The organism is Pseudomonas sp. HC1(2025), assembly GCF_058742075.1.
In genome coordinates, this window is the sequence record NZ_CP196017.1 from 1953166 (window position 1) to 1973831 (window position 20666).

19 protein-coding genes are annotated in these 20666 nt (G+C 62.7%); 15 read left to right on the top strand and 4 right to left on the bottom strand.

Annotated elements, in window-relative coordinates; genetic code table 11:
• The first annotated feature begins 20 nt into the window (after positions 1-20).
• The 8 genes from ACSSVH_RS08750 to ACSSVH_RS08785 all read left to right on the top strand — a co-directional run bounded on the left by ACSSVH_RS08750 (position 21) and on the right by ACSSVH_RS08785 (position 8008).
• On the top strand, positions 21-863 hold the full coding sequence (locus ACSSVH_RS08750; RefSeq protein ID WP_169956060.1) for a DUF8832 domain-containing protein: 843 nt from the start codon (positions 21-23) through the stop codon (positions 861-863).
• 178 nt (positions 864-1041) lie between these two features.
• On the top strand, positions 1042-2037 hold the full coding sequence (locus ACSSVH_RS08755; protein WP_169956062.1) for an HOASN domain-containing protein: 996 nt from the start codon (positions 1042-1044) through the stop codon (positions 2035-2037).
• Between the two features lie 39 nt (positions 2038-2076).
• A complete protein-coding gene (locus tag ACSSVH_RS08760) occupies positions 2077-3063 on the top strand; it encodes an HOASN domain-containing protein (RefSeq protein WP_492634366.1) in 987 nt (328 codons plus the stop codon).
• Between the two features lie 29 nt (positions 3064-3092).
• On the top strand, positions 3093-4526 hold the full coding sequence (purB, locus tag ACSSVH_RS08765; protein WP_170043471.1) for an adenylosuccinate lyase: 1434 nt from the start codon (positions 3093-3095) through the stop codon (positions 4524-4526).
• Positions 4526-5974 (top strand): class-II fumarase/aspartase family protein, encoded by a 1449-nt coding sequence (locus ACSSVH_RS08770; protein ID WP_492634367.1) that lies wholly within the window; start codon positions 4526-4528, stop codon positions 5972-5974. The genes purB and ACSSVH_RS08770 overlap by 1 nt, the downstream gene beginning before the upstream one ends.
• A gap of 45 nt (positions 5975-6019) precedes the next feature.
• A complete protein-coding gene (locus tag ACSSVH_RS08775) occupies positions 6020-7093 on the top strand; it encodes a class I SAM-dependent methyltransferase (RefSeq protein ID WP_169956070.1) in 1074 nt (357 codons plus the stop codon).
• 119 nt (positions 7094-7212) lie between these two features.
• Positions 7213-7542, top strand: a complete 330-nt coding sequence (locus tag ACSSVH_RS08780) for a DUF2388 domain-containing protein (protein ID WP_492634368.1) — start codon at positions 7213-7215, stop codon at positions 7540-7542.
• A 106-nt stretch (positions 7543-7648) separates the two neighbouring features.
• Complete coding sequence (locus ACSSVH_RS08785) at positions 7649-8008, top strand: hypothetical protein (RefSeq protein ID WP_492634739.1); 360 nt, start codon at positions 7649-7651, stop codon at positions 8006-8008.
• 13 nt (positions 8009-8021) lie between these two features.
• Here the strand turns inward: ACSSVH_RS08785 and ACSSVH_RS08790 are convergent, their stop codons facing one another.
• Positions 8022-9095 carry an L-dopachrome tautomerase-related protein gene (locus tag ACSSVH_RS08790; protein WP_492634369.1) on the bottom strand — a complete coding sequence of 358 codons (1074 nt, stop codon included), beginning with the start codon at positions 9093-9095 and terminating at the stop codon, positions 8022-8024.
• 275 nt (positions 9096-9370) lie between these two features.
• Here ACSSVH_RS08790 and ACSSVH_RS08795 point away from each other — a divergent pair, with 275 nt between their 5' ends.
• The 5 genes from ACSSVH_RS08795 (at position 9371) to ACSSVH_RS08815 (ending at position 15295) form a co-directional block, all read left to right on the top strand.
• Positions 9371-10096 (top strand): response regulator transcription factor, encoded by a 726-nt coding sequence (locus ACSSVH_RS08795; protein ID WP_407073437.1) that lies wholly within the window; start codon positions 9371-9373, stop codon positions 10094-10096.
• The gene (locus tag ACSSVH_RS08800) at positions 10096-11439 is read left to right on the top strand and encodes a HAMP domain-containing sensor histidine kinase (protein ID WP_169956078.1); all 1344 of its coding nucleotides are present in this window, start codon (positions 10096-10098) and stop codon (positions 11437-11439) included. Before ACSSVH_RS08795 ends, ACSSVH_RS08800 begins: the two co-directional genes overlap by 1 nt.
• Positions 11440-11536: 97 nt before the next feature.
• A complete protein-coding gene (locus ACSSVH_RS08805; RefSeq protein ID WP_492634370.1) occupies positions 11537-13768 on the top strand; it encodes a TonB-dependent siderophore receptor in 2232 nt (743 codons plus the stop codon).
• Complete coding sequence (locus ACSSVH_RS08810; protein WP_492634371.1) at positions 13768-14655, top strand: alpha/beta hydrolase; 888 nt, start codon at positions 13768-13770, stop codon at positions 14653-14655. Before ACSSVH_RS08805 ends, ACSSVH_RS08810 begins: the two co-directional genes overlap by 1 nt.
• Before the next feature lie 238 nt (positions 14656-14893).
• Entirely contained in the window at positions 14894-15295 is a 402-nt protein-coding gene (locus ACSSVH_RS08815; protein WP_169956084.1) for a RidA family protein, read from the top strand.
• On the opposite strand, the gene ACSSVH_RS08820 is transcribed toward ACSSVH_RS08815, so the two are convergent.
• From ACSSVH_RS08820 to ACSSVH_RS08830, 3 genes are all read right to left on the bottom strand, one after another.
• On the bottom strand, positions 15296-16783 hold the full coding sequence (locus ACSSVH_RS08820; RefSeq protein ID WP_492634372.1) for an aldehyde dehydrogenase family protein: 1488 nt from the start codon (positions 16781-16783) through the stop codon (positions 15296-15298). It abuts the gene before it with no gap.
• A gap of 273 nt (positions 16784-17056) precedes the next feature.
• Entirely contained in the window at positions 17057-18385 is a 1329-nt protein-coding gene (locus tag ACSSVH_RS08825; protein WP_169956088.1) for an alginate export family protein, read from the bottom strand.
• Positions 18386-18419: 34 nt separating this feature from the next.
• Positions 18420-18623 (bottom strand): hypothetical protein, encoded by a 204-nt coding sequence (locus ACSSVH_RS08830; RefSeq protein WP_346266499.1) that lies wholly within the window; start codon positions 18621-18623, stop codon positions 18420-18422.
• Between ACSSVH_RS08830 and ACSSVH_RS08835 the strand changes: the two genes are divergently transcribed.
• Both ACSSVH_RS08835 and ACSSVH_RS08840 read left to right on the top strand, forming a co-directional pair.
• Positions 18601-20100 (top strand): APC family permease, encoded by a 1500-nt coding sequence (locus ACSSVH_RS08835; protein WP_170043509.1) that lies wholly within the window; start codon positions 18601-18603, stop codon positions 20098-20100. The two genes, ACSSVH_RS08830 and ACSSVH_RS08835, sit on opposite strands and share 23 nt — an antisense overlap.
• Positions 20045-20665 carry a DUF3156 family protein gene (locus ACSSVH_RS08840; RefSeq protein ID WP_170043510.1) on the top strand — a complete coding sequence of 207 codons (621 nt, stop codon included), beginning with the start codon at positions 20045-20047 and terminating at the stop codon, positions 20663-20665. The genes ACSSVH_RS08835 and ACSSVH_RS08840 overlap by 56 nt, the downstream gene beginning before the upstream one ends.
• Position 20666: the final 1 nt, after the last annotated feature.

Below are 20666 nucleotides of genomic sequence, written 5' to 3' on the forward strand. Positions count from 1 at the left end.
TCGAATGAGGAGTCACCCATATGGATACCAAGCAGGTTCTGACCGTTGGCCTGGCAGTGCTAGGCGCGGCGGCAATGCCGTCGATGGCTGCCCAGGAAAGCATCAAAGGCACGTTCGCCTTGCCCGGCGAGAGTGAAAAGGCCGTGGGAGCGCTGATCGTCAAGGAAACCGGGCCGCTGACACGTGAGTTGTCGATCGCCTTTACCGACAAGGCCACCGGGCAACCGATTGTGCAGTTTGACGAAGAACTGACCCAGCGCCTTCATGTGCTGGCGACCGACAGCCATTTCACCAGCTTTATCCATGAGCATGCGGCCAAGCTGGGCGCTGACGGTCGTTTCAAGGTCGCGATGAAGTTTCCTCGGCCGGGCACCTATTACGTCTATGCCGATGCCGTACCGAGCGGGCTCGGCCAGCAGGTGGTGCGCTTCGAGGTGCCGGTGCAGGGCGCCACCGAGGCGGTGGCCCAGGCGCCGGCCAAACCGGAGCAAGGTAGCGATGGGCCCTACACGGTCAAGTTGGACACTTCGGCCCTGCGTGCCGGCAGCGAAAGCATGATGTCGCTGACGGTGCTCAAGGATGGCAAGCCGGCCCAGGACCTGGACACCTACCTGGGGGTGGCGGCCCATGCGGTGTTCGTCAGTACCGATGAGCTGGACTACGTGCACGCGCATGCCATGGCGGCGCCAATGCCAGGGCAGGCCGCACACGCCGGGCATGGCGAGCCAGGCGCGGTGTCGGCGCAGTTGATGCTGCATGCCAAACCTGCGCATGCGGGCCCTTACGCCCTGTGGATTCAATTCAAGGGCGGCGATCAGATTCGTACCGTGCCATTTCTTGTGACGGTTCCCGCGGCGTCCTGAAGCCTGTTCACCTCGCCGTTGGTCAGCCATCGGCGAGTGAATCACCAATGGATGCTGGCTGTTTCAACTCTATTAAAAAGAATTGTCCTACAGGTATTGACCTTGCCACTGGAGGAACCTTTAGGCTTTTTTTTCGAGTACGCAAAAAATCATAAAAACAAGGATCAAGGGGTTATCAATGGATACTGCTACCCTGCAACAACGCTCGGACGCCCATCAGTGCAACAACGCTTCGGCGCTGATGGCTGATGCTTTAAAGCCCGGCGCGCAATACGCCCAAGTCACTGGCGCGCTGGACGCGCTGCTCGCCCTGACCCGCCAAGGCCTGTCGGGAGACACCGGCGCTTACGCCCACTACCAGTCAGCACTGCTGCAACTGCACATTCCCGGCGATCCGCGCACCGAGCCGACCCGGCGCTGGATGGCCAGTGAGGTGTACCGCGTCGAAGATGAGTTCGCCGCCGACCTGCCAAGTTTCACCGCGCTGCCGGTGGATGAGTTCCGCAAGCAGGTCGACGCTGAAATCGCCGCTCGCAGCCGGGTCAACCACCCCATGTCGCTGCACCTGTTCCAGGGCACGCCGCCTGCGCAAGACGTGCGTTTCTTCCTGGAACACCACTGGACCCGTTCCTACAACTTCTACAGCCTGTTGGCGGAACTGGCCTTTCGCTTCGAAGCCATCGAGGACGCCTCGGTGTTTTACCGCAACCTCTACGGCGAAGCGGGGGCGGAGACACCTGAGCGCTCGCACCCGGCGATGCTGGCCCACCTCATGGAGTATTTCGATATTCCGTTGGCAATCGATTTCCCGGCACTGCATCCCCTGGAAAAGGCCTACCTGAACAATCGCATTCGTTGTGTGCGCCACACCGATGTGGCCTGGGGACTGGCGCTGCTGTACGCCGTCGAGTCGGTCAGTTGCGTCAACCATCGGCGCATCTATGAGCTGTTGCAGCGCCTCGATGTGCCAGAGGGGCCTAGTGAATTCCACCGCCTGCACGGCACCCAGGATGAGATCGATACCGAGGAAATGTGGGCTCTGATTGCCAAGTTCGCCAGCGACGACGGCTTCCAGCGCACGTTCATGCGTGCGCTCAAGCGTCACTTCGAGATCAACAAGGCCTACTTCGACAGCCTGTGGCAGCAGATGCAGGCACAACGCCTGTCCGCGTGATCCTCCCAGCGACCCCAGAACAAAAAAATGGAGCACATGATGAGCCCACGTAATTTCTCGTTGCCGCAATTGCAGAATATTCACACCGCTGAAGCCCGCCTGTTGGCCGAGGCGCTCAAACCCGATGCGACGTTCAACCGCATCGAAATCGCTGCCAATATGCTGCGCGCCCTGTGTGAATCGGGCCACCAGGGCGATGCTGCGAACGCCGCGCAGTGCCAGCAACTGTTGTACATCCTGTCGCTGAGCGATGACGTTGCGACAGCCTCGACCCGGCGCTGGCTGGCCAATGCCATCTATAGCGTGCAAGAGCGCTTCATGCCGTCTGTGGACCTGGCATCGCCCCTGTCCGAAGCCGGTTTCCAGCAGCGCCTGGAAGAAGAGATCGCCGCGCAGTCGCGGGAAAACCACCCGATGTCGCAGTACATATTTGAAGGCAAGGCCTCCCGTGATCAACTGCAGGTGTTCCTGCATCACCAGTGGTTCCGCACCTTCCGCCTGTACCGCGATGCCGCGGACCTGCTGGTCAACCTGACCGACGTGGACGAGGCGGCCGCGCTTGGCCGTTACCTGTACGGCGAGCTGGGCGAAGAGGACGAGCAGCGCTCCCACCCCCGGCTGTTGGCCAAGCTCCTCGGCGCCGTGGGCTTGTCTGCCGATTTCGAGGCCATCTCGAGCATGCCCGAGGAAGTCGCCTACCTGAACAACCGGGCCCGATGCTTTCGCAACCCGGATGTCGGCTGGGGCCTGGCGGTGTTCTACATCACCGAGCTGGTGGTCCCCGGCAATCACGGCAAGCTGTACAACGCCTTGCGCAACGCTGGCCTGAGCCAGGACGACGCGGAGTACTACGAGGTGCATATCAGCCTGGTCCCGCCGCGGGCCAAGCGTGAGTGGGCGCTGATCTCACGGCGTATTCCGGACCTCGCGTTCCAGAATTCATTCCTGACCTCCCTGGCCCAGCATTTCCGGCTCGAGAGGGCCTATTACGACGCTGTCTGGGCACACGTGCAGCGCGTTAAGTAGCCCTCCCTGGACAACGCGAGTACCCAGACATGCCGAGTCATATAACAGAGTCCCGTATCCACGGGGGCGCTTACTCGTCCCCGGAATTTGCCGCGATCTTCTCTGATGCCAATCAGGTGCAGAAGTGGCTCGATGTTGAAACCGCGCTGGCGGCGACCCAGGCGCAGATGGGCATCATCCCCCACGAAGCGGCACGGGAAATCGCCCGGGTGGCCAGTGTGGAGCTGCTCGACCTTGACGCCTTGGGTCGCGAGAGCATGGAAACCGGGCACATCCTGGTGCCGACCATTCGCGCCCTGGAGGCCTTGTGTGCCGATGGCTTGGGTGAGTACGTGCATTACGGCGTGACCACCCAGGACATCCTCGACACCGGGCTTATCTTGCAGGTCCGCGATGCCTGGGGCCTGGTGTTGCAGCGCCTGCGGGGGATTCGTGGGCATTTGCTCACGCTCGCCCTGCGGCACAAGCACACTCCGATGGTCGCCAGGACCCACGGGCAGCAAGCACTGCCCACCACGTTCGGCTACAAGGTCGCGGTGTGGGTCGATGAAATCGATCGACACCTTGAGCGCTTCGATGAGGCCTATGCCCGGGTAATGGTGGGCAACCTGACCGGCGCGGTGGGCACCCTGGCGGCGTTTGGCCCACAGGGGCTTGAGGTGCAGCGCCGGACCCTGGAAAGCCTTGGCCTGGGGGCGCCGTTGAGCAGTTGGCACAGCGCCCGCGACCGGATCCTGGAGGCGGCCTGGCTGCTGGTCCAGGCTTCGGCGACCTTGGGCCGGGTCGCCAATGAGATCTACCACCTGCAGCGCACCGAGATTGATGAAGTGCGCGAAGGCCGCCGGGCAGGGCAGGTGGGCAGCAGCACCATGCCCCACAAGCAAAACCCGTCGACGGTGGATCTGATCAGCGCGCTTTCGCGGCTGGTGCGCGCACAGATGCTCGCGCTGACCGATGCGGCGTTCCAACTGCATGAACGCGACGGCACCACGTGGCGCATCGAATGGGCGGCCTTGCCGGAGCTGTTCATCTACGCCGGTGCCTTGCTCGCCCGTATGGAGGGCGTGCTGCTGGCCGGGCTGGATGTACGCGAAGCGCGCATGCGCAGCAACCTGGATTTGCTGGGCGGGCTGATCCTGTCGGAACGGGTGATGCTCGCGCTGGCGCCTCGCTTGGGCAAGCAGACGGCCCATCACCTGGTCCACGAAATCGCCCAGCAGGCCCAGGGCGCGGGCGCTTCTTTTCGCCAGGCCCTGCTCAACGACAAGCGTCTGCACGGCTGTTTTACCCGCCAAGCGCTCGACGACCTGCTCGACCCGACCACTTACACCGGGCTTGCAGCACAGATGGTCGACCTGGTGGCGAACAAAGCAATACCCCGCTGTTCAAGCGAAGGCCTTGAAGCGGTGATGGCAACCCAAGGAAACCCCGGTCAGCCCCAGTACGCGATGGAGGGTATGTGATGGATTCGCAAACGATGGAAATGGCAGCCCGTGCGTCTTGCACCGCACGTTCGGAACACCTCGGCCTTGGTCATGACGGCGAGCAATGCCGCCACGAACACAGCCACATTCTCGACTCGAAAACCCATGGCTCAGGCTATGCCGGCCCGCAGAGCCGCAAGATTTTCTGCAGTCACTGCCGCTTGCAGCGCTGGCTGGATGTGGAAGCCGCGCTGGCCATGGCCCAGGCCGATGTCAATATCATCCCGCGCGAGGCGGCCCTGGAAATCGAAAAAGCCGCCTTGCTGTCGGGTATCAATGTGCGCCAGCTGGCCGAGGGCGTGGCTGCCACCGGCCATTCGCTGATGCCATTGCTGAGCGCCCTGCAAAAAAACTGCAGCCCGAGTGCCCGTGAATTCGTGCACTACGGCGCCACCACCCAAGACATCCAGGACACCGCCCAGTCCCTGGAAATGCGCGACGTCCTCGACGCGATGGACCTGGCCCTGGAGACCTTGCTGGGCAAACTGTCGACGCTGGCCGATGCGCACCGGGATTCGCTGATGGTCGCCAGGACCCATTCGATCCCTGCGTTGCCGACCACCTTCGGACTCAAGGTCGCCGGCTGGATCGACGAACTGTTGCGCCACCGCCAGCGCCTGTCCGAGGCCCGCCAGCGAGTGCTGGTGGTGCAGCTGTTTGGTGGGGTGGGCACGATGGCAGCGTTTGGTCCGCACGCGATGCCTATGCTTGAGCGCTTCGCGCAGCGCTTGTCGCTGCAAGTGCCCCTGGCGGGATGGCATGTGTCCCGAGACCGTGTCGCAGAGTTCGTCAGCACCTTGGCCATGGTCACGGCATCGCTGGCCCGCGTGGCCGACGAAATCCGCACGCTCAATCGCTGGGAAATCGGCGAAGTTGAAGTGGGCTGGAGCGACCAGCAGATTGGCAGCAGCACCATGCCCCACAAGCGCAACCCCGAAGGCTGCGAGCAGGTCGTGGTCCTTGCGCGGTTGGCCAAGGCCCAGGTCATGCTGGCGCTGGATGCGATGATCCTCGAACACGAGCGCGATTACCGTGGCACACGCCTGGAATGGTGTGCGGTGGCGGACGTTTCGCACTATGCGTTGATGGCACTCTCGATCCTGACCGAGACCATCGACGGGCTGACCGTTAACGTCAAGAAGATGGAATGCACCGCCCAGGCCTATGGCGATGCGATCTGCACCGAAGCCGTGGTGTTCGAAATGGCCCGCAAGCTCGGCAAGAGCAGTGCCTACCAGATCATCTTCGAAGTGTCCCAGGCGAGCCAGCGCGATCACGTGTCGATTCGCACGGCGATCGAGGCCGATGCCCGGGTTGTCGCTGTCATGGATGCGGGCGTCCTGGCGCGGCTGTTCGAGCCCCGAAGCCATCTGGGGATGTCCGAACGCATTGTCGATAACGTGCTGTCCAACGTGACGGCCCGCTGACTATTGCTTACTGAGAAGGCTTGCAATCTTATCAAGGAGAGACAGATGTCAAACGTTATGGAAGTTGATAAAGCCAAGGTCCAGCAGTTTTCCGCACGGATCATGGAGGATTACGGCAACACGCTGCGCGGTGCGATGCTCTACATCGGCGACCAGCTTGGCTTGTTCAAGACACTGGCCGACGGCGAGGCCGTGACCCTGGAGCAACTGGCGCAAAAGAGTGGCTACAACCAACGCTATTTGCGCGAATGGCTGGGCAGCATGGTTACCGGCAATTATGTGACGTACGACGCGCAAACCCGCCGCTACCAGATGCCCGCCGAGTTTGTGCCGGTACTCGCCGACGAAGACTCGCCGTATTTTGCCGGGGGGATCATCCAGCTGAGTGTGCCGTTCGTGAGCATGGCGCCCAAGGTCATCGAAGCCTTTCGTCATGGCGGTGGTTGCGCCGAAGAGGCGTTTCCGCTGGAAACCTGGAAAGGCATGGAACGCATGACCATGCCTTGGTACAAGCACTACCTGGTCCAGCACTGGATTCCCTCCCTGGACGGCGTTGAAGAAAAACTCAAGACCGGCGGCAGCGTGCTGGATTTCGGCTGTGGCGCTGGCCTGGCGGCGATCACCATGGCCAAGGCGTACCCCGAGGCCCGTATTGTCGGCTGCGACTTCCACCTGCCTTCCATCGAACTGGCACGTGCCAACGCCAAGGCCGCCGGGGTCGGTGACCGGGTGCAATTTGAAGTGAACGATTCGGATGCCCTGCGAGGCCAGCAATTCGACTTTGTGACCACCTTTGTGGTGATCCACGATGCCACCGATCCCCAGCAGATGCTCAAGGACCTGCGCGCAGCGACGGCCGAAGACGGCACCTACCTGATGGTTGAGCTCAACCTGTCCGATGAGCTTCACGAGAACATGAACCTGTTCGGTCGAGTGATGTACCCGCAGAGCACCCTGTACTGCATGACCTGTTCACTGTCCCACGGCGGGGCAGGGCTGGGGGCGTTCATGGGCGAGAAGCGCGCACGGCAAATGGCGCAAGCCGCCGGGTTCAGCCACTTTCGCAAGGTACCTTCCGAATGGCCGCCGATGCCGGCGTTGTTTGAACTCAAGCCGTGATCTAGCGTGCCCGGGGGCGTGTCGTACACGTTCCCGGGCATGCTCCTGCGACTCCTGCGTGGTGGATGGCCCAACTCTGTTATCGTGGCGCCCCTCTGAACGCAAGGAAGCAATCACCCATGCATTTGCGCAAATCCCTGGCAATCGTCCTACTGGTATCGGTTGGCAATCTGGCGGTAGCCGCGGAAAACAACAACCCGTTCCAGGGGGCGCTTATGCTCACCTCGGTAGCGCCCTTCGTGATTACCTCGGGTGCCACCGCAGGAACTTCATACATTCCAGAGCTTTTCAAATCATCCAAAAGCGATGCCCTGGCGTTCATCGGCTCCGATGGCGAGATCCGTGGAGCACAGTTCGAGCAGGCGTGCAGGTTTTACCGCTCGACCTACACGCCACCGCTGATGTCCGACGCACAACTGGCCCTGGCGATCGCAGCTTCACCGCTATAGGCGCTCTAGTGCTGGTTGTTCACGCCGCTCAACGGAACGTATGATCGCTGAGCCAGCCGTCCTTTGTTAGGGCTGCGCCGACTCACACCCATTGAAGGACATGGGCATGGAAAAGCACTTCGGTAGTTCCAGGCCTGTTCAAGGCTGCTTCGTATCACTGCAACAACTCCCTGGTGAGCGGCATCGCGCGCTGGGAGCTGAAAAACATTGCGCTGAATACGAAGGAGTTTTTGATATGTCCAAAGAACTACTCGGAGTTTTTGCTCTAGGGTTGATGGTGATCGGTGAGTTTTGTGCAATCTACAGCGAGGTAGTCACCGCCAGGCTGGCCCATGCCGGCGACGGTTCACCCAGCTTTCAGCCAAACCCTACAGACAAAGAAAAGCCCGCGATGGGGAGTGCGGGCTTAAAGGGTTTCACTAGGAGCTGGGACCACCCTAGGCGCCCGACTGTGAAAGGGATGTGAAAGCGCTAGGCGATCAGCGCTGTGTCGATAAGCGATAAACCCCCACTGGCCACTGCACCAGGGATTTACCCTTGTTGAACAGCGCTACCCGGTCCATCTGTGGGGTGGGTAGCCACAACGTCCCATCCTTGTCCAGGAAGGGGGCATCAACCCAATGCAGGCGCTCGTCCACGATCAGGGTGTCGATCTGTCCGTCAGGTCGGCGTACCCGCATGGCGTCGTGGGCCAGGTCGGAAAAGTACAGGTTGCCCTGTGCATCCATGACCGACCCGCCGGTTGCCGGGATGTCGGCAAAGAACTCCACCCGTGCAGCCAGTTGTTCCGGGGGCAGGGCCGGGTTCGTAAGGTCTTGGATCCGCACCTTGAACCACGGGCCTTGCAGCGCGCCGTAATACAGCCAGACGCCGTCAATGCTGACTTCCAGCGGGTCGGCGTTGACGCGCAGGGGTTGGCCGTCGGGGGCCTTGACTACCTGGTTGCTGAGGATCAAGTCCCGGTCAGGCCGGGCGACCACTGAGGCGTGTTGGTCCAGCACGCGTCGGGCCGCGCCGGTCTCCAGGTCGACGACAATAATGCCGGCATTGCCCGCATCGGTGAGGAAGGCCTTACCGGCGCTGAAGCGGACGTCATCCACGTAGCTGCCGGCCATGGCGATATCCGGCCCGAAGAAGTAGGTGCGAACCACCTGGTTGGTACGCAGGTCGATACACACCAGTTTCGCACCCTGGCTGACGGGGTTGCCGCCGAACTCGGGCGAGCCGGTGTCCACGACCCACAGTTTGTCGCCTTCCAGGCGCAGGGCATTGATGTTCACGAAGACGTTGGCAGCATCCCGCCCTGGTGCCCAGCTGTTCCAGGCACCGCTTGGATAGGCAGCGCGCTGGCCATTTTGGTCGATTGCCGTCAGTTGTGGCCCCTGGGTCCCGGTCCAGCGTGGCCCAGAGAGAAACGTGCGGCCGCTGTAGTGCGCTACGGCGTTCCAGATCTGCCCGGAGCTTTGGACCGCAACGTCCAGCTCGGGCTGTTTGACGGTGGCGCACCCGGCAAGCAGTGCCAGCATGGCGGCGCCCAGCAGCAAGCGGGTCATGAGCGAGCGCCCCCTGCGCGGGCACAGGTATCCCACAACTCGGTGAGACGTTGATGGAGGGTGTGCATGAACTGGCTGACGGTGGCTTTGGACATGATGATTCTCCTGCATCCGGTGAAGTGACCTAACGAGGAGATAGCTTGATTGTTGGTGTTTAACTGAAAAAGCCCAGGTTCCACGGATTCAGTTTCTTCAAAATATTGATAATCCGCGCCCAAGCAGCTCAACACGCAACGTTCGTTGCGCAATGTTTCTCCGGATGAGAAACTGGCCTAATTGTGAACAGTTATCATCCACTACCTAAACCATCTTCTTCCGCACGCATCCTGGTCATCGAGGATGACGTCGAACTGTGCGCCCACCTTTGTAGCCATCTGAGCCGGCGCGGCTTCATTTTGAGCAGTGCTCATCGTGGCGATGAAGGCTTGAGCATGGCCCTGGATCCAGCGGTCGAGCTGGTCCTGCTGGATATCATGCTGCCCAACGAAAACGGCCTGAAAGTACTGGCGCGCTTGCGCAGCGAGCGGGGTACGCCGGTGATTCTGATGTCGGCACTGGGCGCCGAGCAGGATCGCATCACCGGTTTCAGCCAGGGCGCGGACGACTACCTGCCCAAGCCTTTCAGCCTCGCCGAACTGGATGTGCGTATCGACGCGTTGCTGCGGCGTGTGGCACTTGATCGCGGCGCACCCGCCAGCAGGCCGCCATTGCTGGACCTGGATGCAGGCGCCCGGGATCTCATGTTCAACGGCTGCCCGGCAGGCCTGACCGGTTCGGAGTTCCGCTTGCTGTGCACCCTGCATGAACACGCCGGCGAACCCTTGTCCAAGGCGTTCCTGTACCAGCATGTGTTGCACCGCGCCTATACCCGGCTGGATCGCGGCCTGGATGTGCATGTGTGCAATGTGCGGCGCAAGCTCGCGGCGATCAACCTGCAAGGGGTGCGCATCGAAGCGGTGCGGCATCAGGGGTATGTGTTGCTGTGCGAAGGCTTGAGCTGATGCAGCGCCGGCACCCACTGCTGTGGAAAATGGCACTGCTGCAAGTGTGTTTCTGCCTGCTGCTGGTGTGGTTGGTGTGGGGCTGGGGCTTGCAGGTCGAGCGCAGTACTTACTTTCTTGAACAACCCGACCGCGATGCCCTGAGTGCCTACGCCGCCCAGGCCGAAGAGGTGGCCGCCACCGGCGATGCCCGGGCCGTGGAGCAATGGCGACTCGCCCTGCAACAGCGCGAGCAGACCTGGGTCGGTGTGCTCGATCCGTTCCTGCAAAGCCTCGGCACCCAACCGCTGACGGCGGCCGAAGTCAGTCACCTGACCTTTATGCGCAAGCCCAGTTGGCCCATGAGCAAGCGTCTGGAGGATGAACTGCCCTATGTCAGCATCGCCTTCCCCCAGCACCCGGAGCGCGGCCGTTTGGTCATGCAGTTGCCCGAGCGCTTGCTGCCACCGGGGCTCACGCCTTGGACGCACCTGTTTACCCACGGCGTGGTGCCGGTGGTGTTGGCCTTGGGCCTGGGGCTGTTGCTGTATCGCCACCTGGTGTTGCCATTGAACGAATTGCGCGAGCGCGCGAACGCCCTGAGTGCCGGTGACCTGGCGCCGCTGGCCAGCAGTTCGGTGACCCGACGCGGCGATGAGCTGGGTGAGTTGGCGCGAGCCTACGAGCACATGGCCGAACGCCTGCGCCAGAGCCTGCAGCAGCAACGCCAACTGCTGCGCACCCTGTCCCATGAAATCCGCACGCCCTTGGCCCGTTTGAAAATCGCCAGCGAAAGCGGCCTGGCGCGCCAGCAGTTGGAGCAACGGCTGGCGCGGGAAGTCGAGGAGATGCGGCGCCTGGTGGATGACTCCCTCAACCTGGCCTGGCTGGATACCGAAAAGCCCCGGTTGCAGTCTGAGGACGTGCGGGTGGCCTCGGTGTGGGAAGCGCTGGTGCAGGACGCGCATTTCGAAACGGACTGGCCATTGCAGGCGCTGGTGTGCGAAGTCGGCGGTGATTGTGAAATCAGGGTCCATCTCAACAGTTTCGCCCAGGCCCTGGAAAACGTCTTGCGCAACGCGATCCGCCATTCACCTCCAGGGGGCGTCATCCGCTTGAGCGGCGAGCGTGAAGGGGATACGTGGCTGTTGACCGTCGAGGACCAGGGCCCGGGCGTCGATGAAGCCGATCTGGAGCGGATTTTTGAACCCTACCTGCGCCTGGACGGCGCACCCGGCACTGGCTTTGGCCTGGGCTTGAGCATTGCCCGCCGCGCCCTCCAGTTGCAGGGCGGGCAGCTATGGGCCAGCCACGGCACGCAGGGTTTGCGCATGAACCTGCGGGTGGCGGCGGCAAATGTTTAGAAAGTTAATGTTCTTTACTCGCAATTGCATCTGATTATCATCTGCGATCTTTGCTGGCCTACCGCTATCGGTGGGCTTGACGTTTCGGAGATACCTCATGCACCGCCTGCCGCCCCTGTCCCTGCTTGCCCTGAGTATTTGCAGCCTGCTGCCCGCCAGCGGCTTTGCTGCCGAGCCCGAGACCCCTGCGCGTCTTGAACTGCAAACCCAGACCGTCCTGGGCACGGCGCAGGAAGAGATCAAGCAGGCGCCCGGTGTGTCGATCATCACCGCCGAAGACATCAAGAAGCGCCCACCGGCCAACGACCTGTCGGACATCATCCGCACCATGCCCGGCGTCAACCTCACGGGCAATTCCAGCAGCGGCCAGCGAGGCAACAACCGGCAGATCGATATCCGTGGCATGGGCCCGGAAAACACCCTGATCCTGATCGATGGCAAGCCGGTGGGCAGCCGCAACTCCGTGCGCTATGGCTGGCGCGGCGAGCGTGACAGCCGTGGCGACAGCAACTGGGTGCCGGCCGACCAGGTCGAGCGTATCGAGGTCATCCGTGGCCCGGCTGCCGCCCGTTACGGTAACGGCGCCGCCGGTGGCGTGGTGAACATCATCACCCAGCAACCCGGCACCGAGACCCACGGCTCGGCGACGATCTATCACAACTTCGCCCAGCACAGCGCCGAAGGCGAGACCGAGCGCATGAACTTCGGCCTGAACGGCCCGCTCACCGACACCCTCAGCTACCGGGTGTACGGCAATGTGGCGAAAACCAATGCCGACGACGCCGATATCAACAGCGGCCATGAATCCAAACGCACCGGGAACCAGATCGGCACCTTGCCTGCGGGGCGCGAAGGGGTGCGCAACAAGGACATCAACGGCCTGTTGAGCTGGAAGATCACGCCCGAACAAACCCTCGACCTGGAAGCCGGTTTCAGCCGCCAGGGCAACATTTATACCGGCGATACGCAGAACACCAACAGCAACGCCAACGTGAAAAAACTGCTCGGCCACGAGACCAATGTGCTGTACCGCGAGACCTACGCCGTGACCCATCGCGGCGACTGGGAGCTGGGCACCAGCCTGGCCTACCTGCAATACGAAAAGACCCGCAACAGCCGGATCAGCGAGGGCCTGGCGGGCGGTACCGAAGGGATCTTCTCCAGCAGCAATTTCAACACCACGGTGTTGCGCGACCTGACCGCCCATGGCGAAGTCAGCCTGCCGTTGCATGCCGGGGTGGACCAGGTGCTGACCGTGGGCACCGAGTGGGTCGAGCAGCAACTCGATGACCCAAGCTCCAACGGGCAAACCACCACTGCCGGCGGCAACGTCGCCGGGCTTGCCGGGACCAACCGCAGCAGCTCGTCCTCTGCGCGGATCTTCTCGGTATTTGTCGAGGACAATATCGAACTGCGCCCCGGCACACGCCTGACCCCCGGCCTGCGCCTGGATCACCACGACATCGTGGGCGACAACTGGAGCCCGTCGCTGAACCTGTCCCAGGTGCTCACCGACACCCTGACCCTGAAAGCCGGGATCGCCCGCTCCTACAAGGCGCCCAACCTCTACCAGCTCAACCCCAACTACCTGCTGTACAGCAACGGCCAGGGTTGCTACGGGCAGACCACCAGTTGCTACCTGCAAGGCAATGCCGAGCTGGACGCCGAAACCAGCGTCAACAAGGAGCTGGGAATCGAGTACCGCAATGACGGGGTCGTGGCCGGCCTGACGTACTTTCGTAATGACTACAAAAACAAAATCGAGTCGGGCCTGACCCCGGTCGGCAACGCCAGCGGCGGCACCGGCAGCACGGCCAACGCCAGCATCTTCCGCTGGGAGAACGTGCCCAAGGCTCTGGTCGAAGGGCTGGAAGGCACCCTGGCCCTGCCACTGACCGAGCAGCTGAACTGGACCAACAACTTCACCTACATGCTGCAATCGAAAAACAAGCAGACCGGCGATGTGCTGTCCGTCGCGCCCAAGTACACCCTGAACTCGATGCTCGACTGGCAGGCCACAGATGACCTGTCCTTGCAAATGAGCGTGGCCTGGTACGGCAAGCAAACCCCGAAAAAATACGATTACCACGGCAACCGCGTGACGGGTTCGGGCAATAACCAGCTGTCGCCCTATGCCATCGCCGGCGTCAGCGGAACGTACGCTTTGAGCAAGAACCTGAGCCTGACGGCCGGCGTCGATAACCTATTCGACAAACGCCTGTGGCGTGAAGGCAACGCCCAGGGCGTGGCCAATATCGAAGGGGCGGGGGCCGCGACCTATAACCAGTCCGGCCGTACCTTGTACACCAGCCTGACGGCATCCTTCTGATGGGGCGCTTAATCAGCCTGGCGCTGCTGTTGATCGCCCAGGCCGCCGTCGCCCGGCCTGCGCCGGACCAGTTGATGGATGCGAAGGTGTTGCGCGAAGCCAGCGCCTATAGCTTCAGCACCCTGGAGCTGGATTCGGCCGATGGCGCGCGCCATTACCGGATCTGGCTGGGGCAGCCGCCTGCCGTGAGTGCGGCCACCCCGGTGGCGTACTTGCTCGATGGCAACGCCGCGATAGCCGCGCTGGACCACCAGGGCCTGGAGCAACTGGCGCACAGTGTGGCGCCGCCGGTGCTGGTTGCCGTGGGCTATGCCACGCCACTGCGGATCGAGCGCACGGCGCGCACCTTTGACTACACGCCAAGCGTCGGCAGCGCCGTGGAACAACGGGACCCGTTGACTGCGGTGCCCAGTGGCGGTGCGGATGTGTTTCTTGACTTGCTCACGCAGAACATTCGCCCGCTGGTCAATCAGCGCCTGGGCATCACCCCGCAGCGGCAATTGCTGTGGGGCCACTCCTACGGCGGTTTGCTGGTGCTGCATGCGTTGATGACACGCCCGCATGCCTTTGATGACTACGCGGCGGCGAGCCCTTCGTTGTGGTGGAACCGAGGGGTGGTGACGGCAGAGGCCCACGGCCTGGCGCAACGCCTGCGGGGCAGCCAGCCCCGCTTGCTGCTGATGCGTGGCGACCAGGAACCGGCCAGCCCGGCCGCCGCGGCGCCGGCCAAAGAGGCCAGTGACACGGCATTCAAGGCGCTGCTGGGCACACTGCATCAGGTGGATGGGCTACAGGTGCGCCACCTGACCTTTGCCGGGTTGGGGCATGGGCTGATGTTGCCGGCGTCCTTGCGCTATACCCTGCAGATGCTCAGCCAGGGGCGTTAGCCTCGCCAGGTTGGCACGCCCGCGTCAGCAAGTGGCCGGGCACGACCTGCTTGCACAAACCTTGCGCGCTTTAAGGTTGGGAGTCGTGGTGATGAGGTCTGCAGGCATGTCCTGGGCGCGGCCCTTGCACGGTTGATTGCAAGGCGTTCTGTTTCTGGATGTTGAAATGTGCAGTTTCTCCAGGAGTTGGCAAAACCCTTGGGGTAGCCTTGTTTCCTACAGATAACAAGGAGTCGTCATGCAGCGAAAAACCCTCAACCCTCCGACCGTCTTCAACTCCCTGCAATACGGTTTCAGCCAGGCCATGGAAGTGCGCGATGGTCGGCGGATTCTGCTGTCCGGCCAGGTGGGCGTGGACGCTGACGAGCGCACCGTCGGCCCTGGCATCGCCGAACAGACCGCGACCGCCCTGGACAATATCGAAAAAGTCCTGGCGGCGGCCGAGGGCGATCTGTCCCATGTGATCATGCTGCGCCTGTATATCGTCGAGTCCGCCCGCGATCAGCAGGAGCCTATCGCTGCCGCATTGCGCGAGCGGTTTCCCGAAAACCCGCCGCCCTCGTCGTGGATCATCGTCAGCGGCTTGTCACTGCCTGAATGGTTGATCGAGATCGAGGCGGAGGCGCTGATCCCGCAGTGATCAGTAACGCATCATCACCGACTTGAGCTCGGTGTAGTCCTCGATAAAGGCGCTGCCGAACTCCCGGCCAATCCCCGAGGACTTGTTGCCACCGAACGGCACGGCGGGGTCGAGCAGGGTGTGCATGTTCACCCACACCGTGCCGGCGTTGATCGCCGGGACCATGCGCAGGGCCTTGCCCAGGTCGTTGGTCCACAGGCTGGCGCTGAGGCCGCTGGCGGTGTGGTTCATCAACGCCAGCAACTCGTCCTCGTCGTCGTAGGGCAGGAACGTGGCGATGGGGCCGAAGGTTTCTTCGGTGAGCAGCGTGTCGTTGATGCTGTTGGCGAGAATGATCGTGGGTTGCACATAGCAACCGGGCCGCTCCATCGGTTGGCCGCCGTGGATGATCGTGTTGTTTTCGGCGCGGGCGGTGGCAAAAAAACCTTCCAGCTTCAATTGGTGCTGGCGATGGGTAACCGGGCCAAACTCGGTGCGCTCATCCAGTGGCGAGCCGATATTCAGGCGGCTCAAACGCTGGGCCAGGGCTTCCATGACCGGGTTGATCTGCGAGCGGTGGACGAAAAACCGCTCGGCCGCCGCGCAGATTTGCCCCGAGTGCAGGAAACCCGCTTCGATAATGCCGTTGACGGCGGTTTCCAGCTTCACATCGCGCAGGAACGCCGCCGCGTTCTTGCCACCCAACTCCAGGGTCGCGCGCGTCAGGCCGGCGCCCATGGCCGCGCGGCCGACCGCAATGCCGGTGGGCACCGAGCCGGTGAACGACACCTTGTCAGTGCCTGGGTGTTCGATCAGCCCCTTGCCCACCTGGCCGCCGCCGGTCAGCACGTTCAGTACCCCAGCGGGCAGGCCGGCTTGCACCGCCAGTTCGGCAATGCGCAGCAGGGTCAGCGGCGTGAATTCGCTGGGCTTGATGATGATGCTGCAACCGGTCACCAGGGCCGAGGCGAGTTTCCAGATGGCGATCATGGTCGAGAAATTCCACGGCACGATGCCCACCACCACGCCCACCGGTTCGCGCAGGGTGAAGGCGCTGTAGCGCTCGCCGGCAAACGAGGGCAGTGACGGGGTGAGGGTCTGGCCGCTGATCTTGGTTGCCCAGCCCGCGTAATAACGCAAAAAATGCGCGGCCTGGTCCACTTCAAAGGCGCGGGAAATCTGGATGATCTTGCCTGACTGGCAGGTCTCGATCTGCGCCAGTTCCTCGCGGTTGCGCTCCAGCAGGTCGGCGAGTTTGAGCAGCACATTGCCACGGACCGCCGGAGCGGTCTGCGACCACTGTTTGAAGCCGCGCCGCGCCGAGGCCACGGCCCGCTCGAAATCACTGGCTTGCGCATCGGCGACCGTGGCGATGGCCTGGCCGGTGGCTGGGTTGATCACCTCCAGGGTCTGGCTGGACTGGCTGGGGACGTAGCCACCGTCGATAAACAGGCCGTGGTCTCGACGCAAGAAGGCTTCGACGGTGGGCAGCAGCGCGATATCGCTCATGGGGGTGTTCCTGATCAGAAAGGAAAACCCGAGGCTAACCAACGCGGGTAGCTAGAGCTTGACTGTGCCTGCCGGGGCGTATGTCTGTGGCTGCCATGCCCCTGTGGGAGCGGGCTGGCCTTATGCCATTCAGTTAAGCGCGGATCCCCTGTAGGAGCGGGCTTGCCCGCGATGGCTGAGTGTCAGTCGATACATTCGGCGGATGAACTACCGCTATCGCGGGCAAGCCCGCTCCTACAGGGGAAGTGCGGTGGTTCAGGGGCAACCCACGTCTTAGAACGGCACCGCCACCACCAACTGGCTATAGACGTTGGTGCCGTTGCCACCGACCTGGTTGCCGCCGGTGTCCTGGTCCTTGTCCGGTTGGTACAGGCCAATCAATGGCGTGATGATCAGGTGCTCGTTCACCGCCCATTCGGCATACAGGTCCAGCTCGCGGCCATCGAGGTCGAGCATGTTGCGCTTGCTGACGGTCTGGTAGTCGAAGAACAGCGCGCCGAGGGTCAGGTTGTCCAGCGGCTTGACCTTGAGCGCCACGTGCTGCACCGAGGTGTTGCTGTTGTAGGGCCCGGAGTAGTTGCCCGCCACTTCGCCCTGGACCCAGGTGCCAAACCCTCGATTGAAGCCAGCGAACAGCGCGTCCCAGTTTTTCGAGTAGCGCGCATAACGGTAGGTCAGGTCCGGCGACCAGGGCAGGTCGGCGAAGGTATAGCCGGCCTCGGCGTACCAGGCTTTTTCCGGGCCGGGGTCCTTGTCTTGCCAGGCGTACTCGAACGAGAAGTGCGCGTTGTCGATCCCGGCGTTGCCGGTGCCGCGCAGGCTGTAGAGATTCATGCCCTTGCGTTGCTTTTGCAGGTCGTTGGCAAAGCGCTCATCCACATCGATGCCATGCAGGTAGGTCAGGCCCAGGGTGCCTGGCGCAGCGCTGTACTCCAGGGTGCCGATGGCCATTTCGGTCAGGGCCTGGGCGCGGTTGTCGGACTCGATCCACATCAGGCTGCCATGCAGGCCGTCCTTGCCGCCCAGGCGTACCACGGCTGCCTTGTCGAAGGCATGCCGGGCCGCGATGTAATAGGCACCGCCACGGTCGAACTGACCGTCGGCCACGCCATTGCCCAGGTTCGGGCCGTCGTCGTTGATGATAAAACCGTCGCCCACGGTAATGATCTGGCGCCCGTACGACAGGTCCAGGCCATCCTTGCCCAGTGCTGGCAACAGGTCCCCGGAGCGCCAGCCGGCAAAGGCTTCCTCGAACTTGGTGGTGCGCTCGCTGCCGTCGGTCACGCGGGAGGCATCGCCATCGCCCCAGGTGCCGGAGCTCACCAGGTTGGCGGTGCCGTACACACTGCCCAGGCCAGCCAGGGTCTGGTCGATGCTCAAGCCGTACTTGATGAAGCCTTCACGCCAGGTCGAACCGCCCTGGCTGCCTTCGTAGTTCTTGCGGCTATTGAACATGCCGTAAACGGCCAGGAAGTTGCCGGTGACGGTGGTGTCGTCGTCGGCATACAGTTCAATCGCCTGGGCCGCCGGTTGGCCGATCAACAGCGCAAGACCCAGGCCGACAGCCGGGCGCAGGTGGCGGGTTTTTAGTGTGTGCTCCATTGTTATAGTCCCCAAGGGTTAAGTTGAGGGCGCATTAGGGCGAGCGTCGGCGGCGCAAGTCTTTCACCTGCGTGCCAGGCAATTGATCCTGGCCGCCAGGCCGCAGGCCTTGGCAGGGAGCAACAAAACCGGCGGCAGCCAGGGGCAAGACGATCAGGTTGGGCGGGGCGCACAGTGCAAACACTTCTAAAAAATCCCTTTCGAGGATCTGCACCATGTCGATCAATGACAGACTCACCGCGCACCTGAACCGGGGTACGGTGGGTTTCCCCACCGCATTGGCCAGCACCATTGGCCTGATCATGGCAAGCCCGGTGATCCTTACCGCGACCATGGGCTTTGGCATCGGCGGCAGCGCGTTTGCGCTGGCCATGCTGATTGCCGTGGTGATGATGCTGGCCCAGGCCACGACCTTCGCCGAGGCCGCCTCGATACTGCCCACCACCGGCTCGGTGTACGACTACATCAATTGCGGCATGGGGCGTTTTTTTGCGATCACCGGCACCTTGTCGGCCTATTTGATCGTGCACGTGTTTGCCGGCACCGCCGAAACCATCCTGGCCGGGGTCATGGCCCTGGTGAACTTTGAACACCTCAATACCCTGGCCGAATCCGCCGGTGGCTCCTGGTTGCTGGGGGTGGGCTTCGTGCTGGTGTTCGGCCTGCTCAATGTGTTTGGCGTCAGTGCCTTTGGCCGCGCCGAGATCATCCTCACTTTCGGCATGTGGACCACCTTGATGGTGTTTGGCGTGCTCGGCCTGATCGCCGCGCCAGCGGTACAACTGGACGGCTGGTTTGGCCAGTCCATGGTGGGCAGCGACCTGGTGACGGTGTTGTCCCTGGTGGGCATGGCGATGTTCATGTTTGTCGGCTGCGAATTCGTCACCCCGCTGGCCCCGGACCTGCGCCAGTCGGCCAAGGTCATGCCGCGGGCGATGATGCTCGGCCTGATGGGGGTGGCGACGTGCATGTTCATCTACGGCGCGGCCATGAAGCGCCAGGTGCAAAACGTAGTGCTGGACGCGGCCAGCGGCGTGCATTTGCTGGATACGCCCATGGCCATTCCACGCTTTGCCGAGCAGGTGATGGGGCAGGTCGGGCCGCTGTGGCTGGGGATCGGCTTTCTGTTTGCCGGCGCCGCCACCATCAATACCTTGATGGCCGGCGTGCCAAGGATTCTCTACGGCATGGCGGTGGATGGCGCGTTGCCCAAGGTATTCACCTACCTGCACCCACGCTTCAAGACCCCGGTGCTGTGCATCCTGGTGGCGATGCTGATTCCCTGCCTGCACGCGCTGTACCTGGGCGGCAACACCGACAACATCATGCACCTGGTGCTGGCGGCGGTGTGTGCGTGGAGCTTCGCTTACCTGTTGGTCACGGTGTCGGTGGTGATCCTGCGCATTCGCCGTCCCGACTTGCCACGGGCCTACCGCTCGCCGTGGTTCCCGCTGCCGCAGCTGCTGTCCAGCGCCGGCATCCTGCTGGGGATGTGGTTTATCACACCGCCGGGGATGGACCCGGCGGATATTTATGTCCCGTTCGGCGTGATGCTGGGCGGCACTGCGGTGTATGCGCTGTTCTGGACCCTGGTGGTGCAGAAGGTCAATCCATTCACGCCGGCGTCGGTGGAAGACGTGCTGGCCAAGGAGTTTGCCAATGAACCGGGTCACTCTCACAACGGCTATGTCAGCACTGCGGCAAAAGCTGTCTGAGCTGTTCAGCGCACAACGGGCGCCAGCGGGCTATCAGCCGGGGCGCACCCTGGGGCAACTGCGGCGCAATTTGGGGCTGGCGCGTTTCGAGCAGGTGTCGCCGACCTTGGCGCGGGCTGCCCTGGACGACGGCAGCCTGCACCTGGAAATCCGCGAGCGCACCGAATCGCAGCTGTTGATGCACCTGGTCATGACCGAGTTCAGCTTGTGCCTGCCCGCCTCGACAGAGGGCGCGGCACGCTTTGAATTGCACCATGGCGGGGCCGTTCGACGTACCGGGATCCGCTGCCGGCAACGCTCGGGCGAGGGTGCATTGCTGGGGCAGCTGCAGGTGCGCTTGCAACAGGACAGTGCCTTGCACCAGGCATTGATGCCCCTGGATTTCAAGCGCCTGCACATTGAATTGCACGCCCGGCACTGGCACGTGCGCCTGGAACACATGGGCGGCAGCGAGGTGGTCAACCGCATGCCTGCCTTTCGCCGCTACATCGCCCTGAGCCGCGAACAGCGGGACGTGCTGCTGGCAGCGCTGCTCGGCTTGCAGCGCGTATTGCGCACGCTCTGAT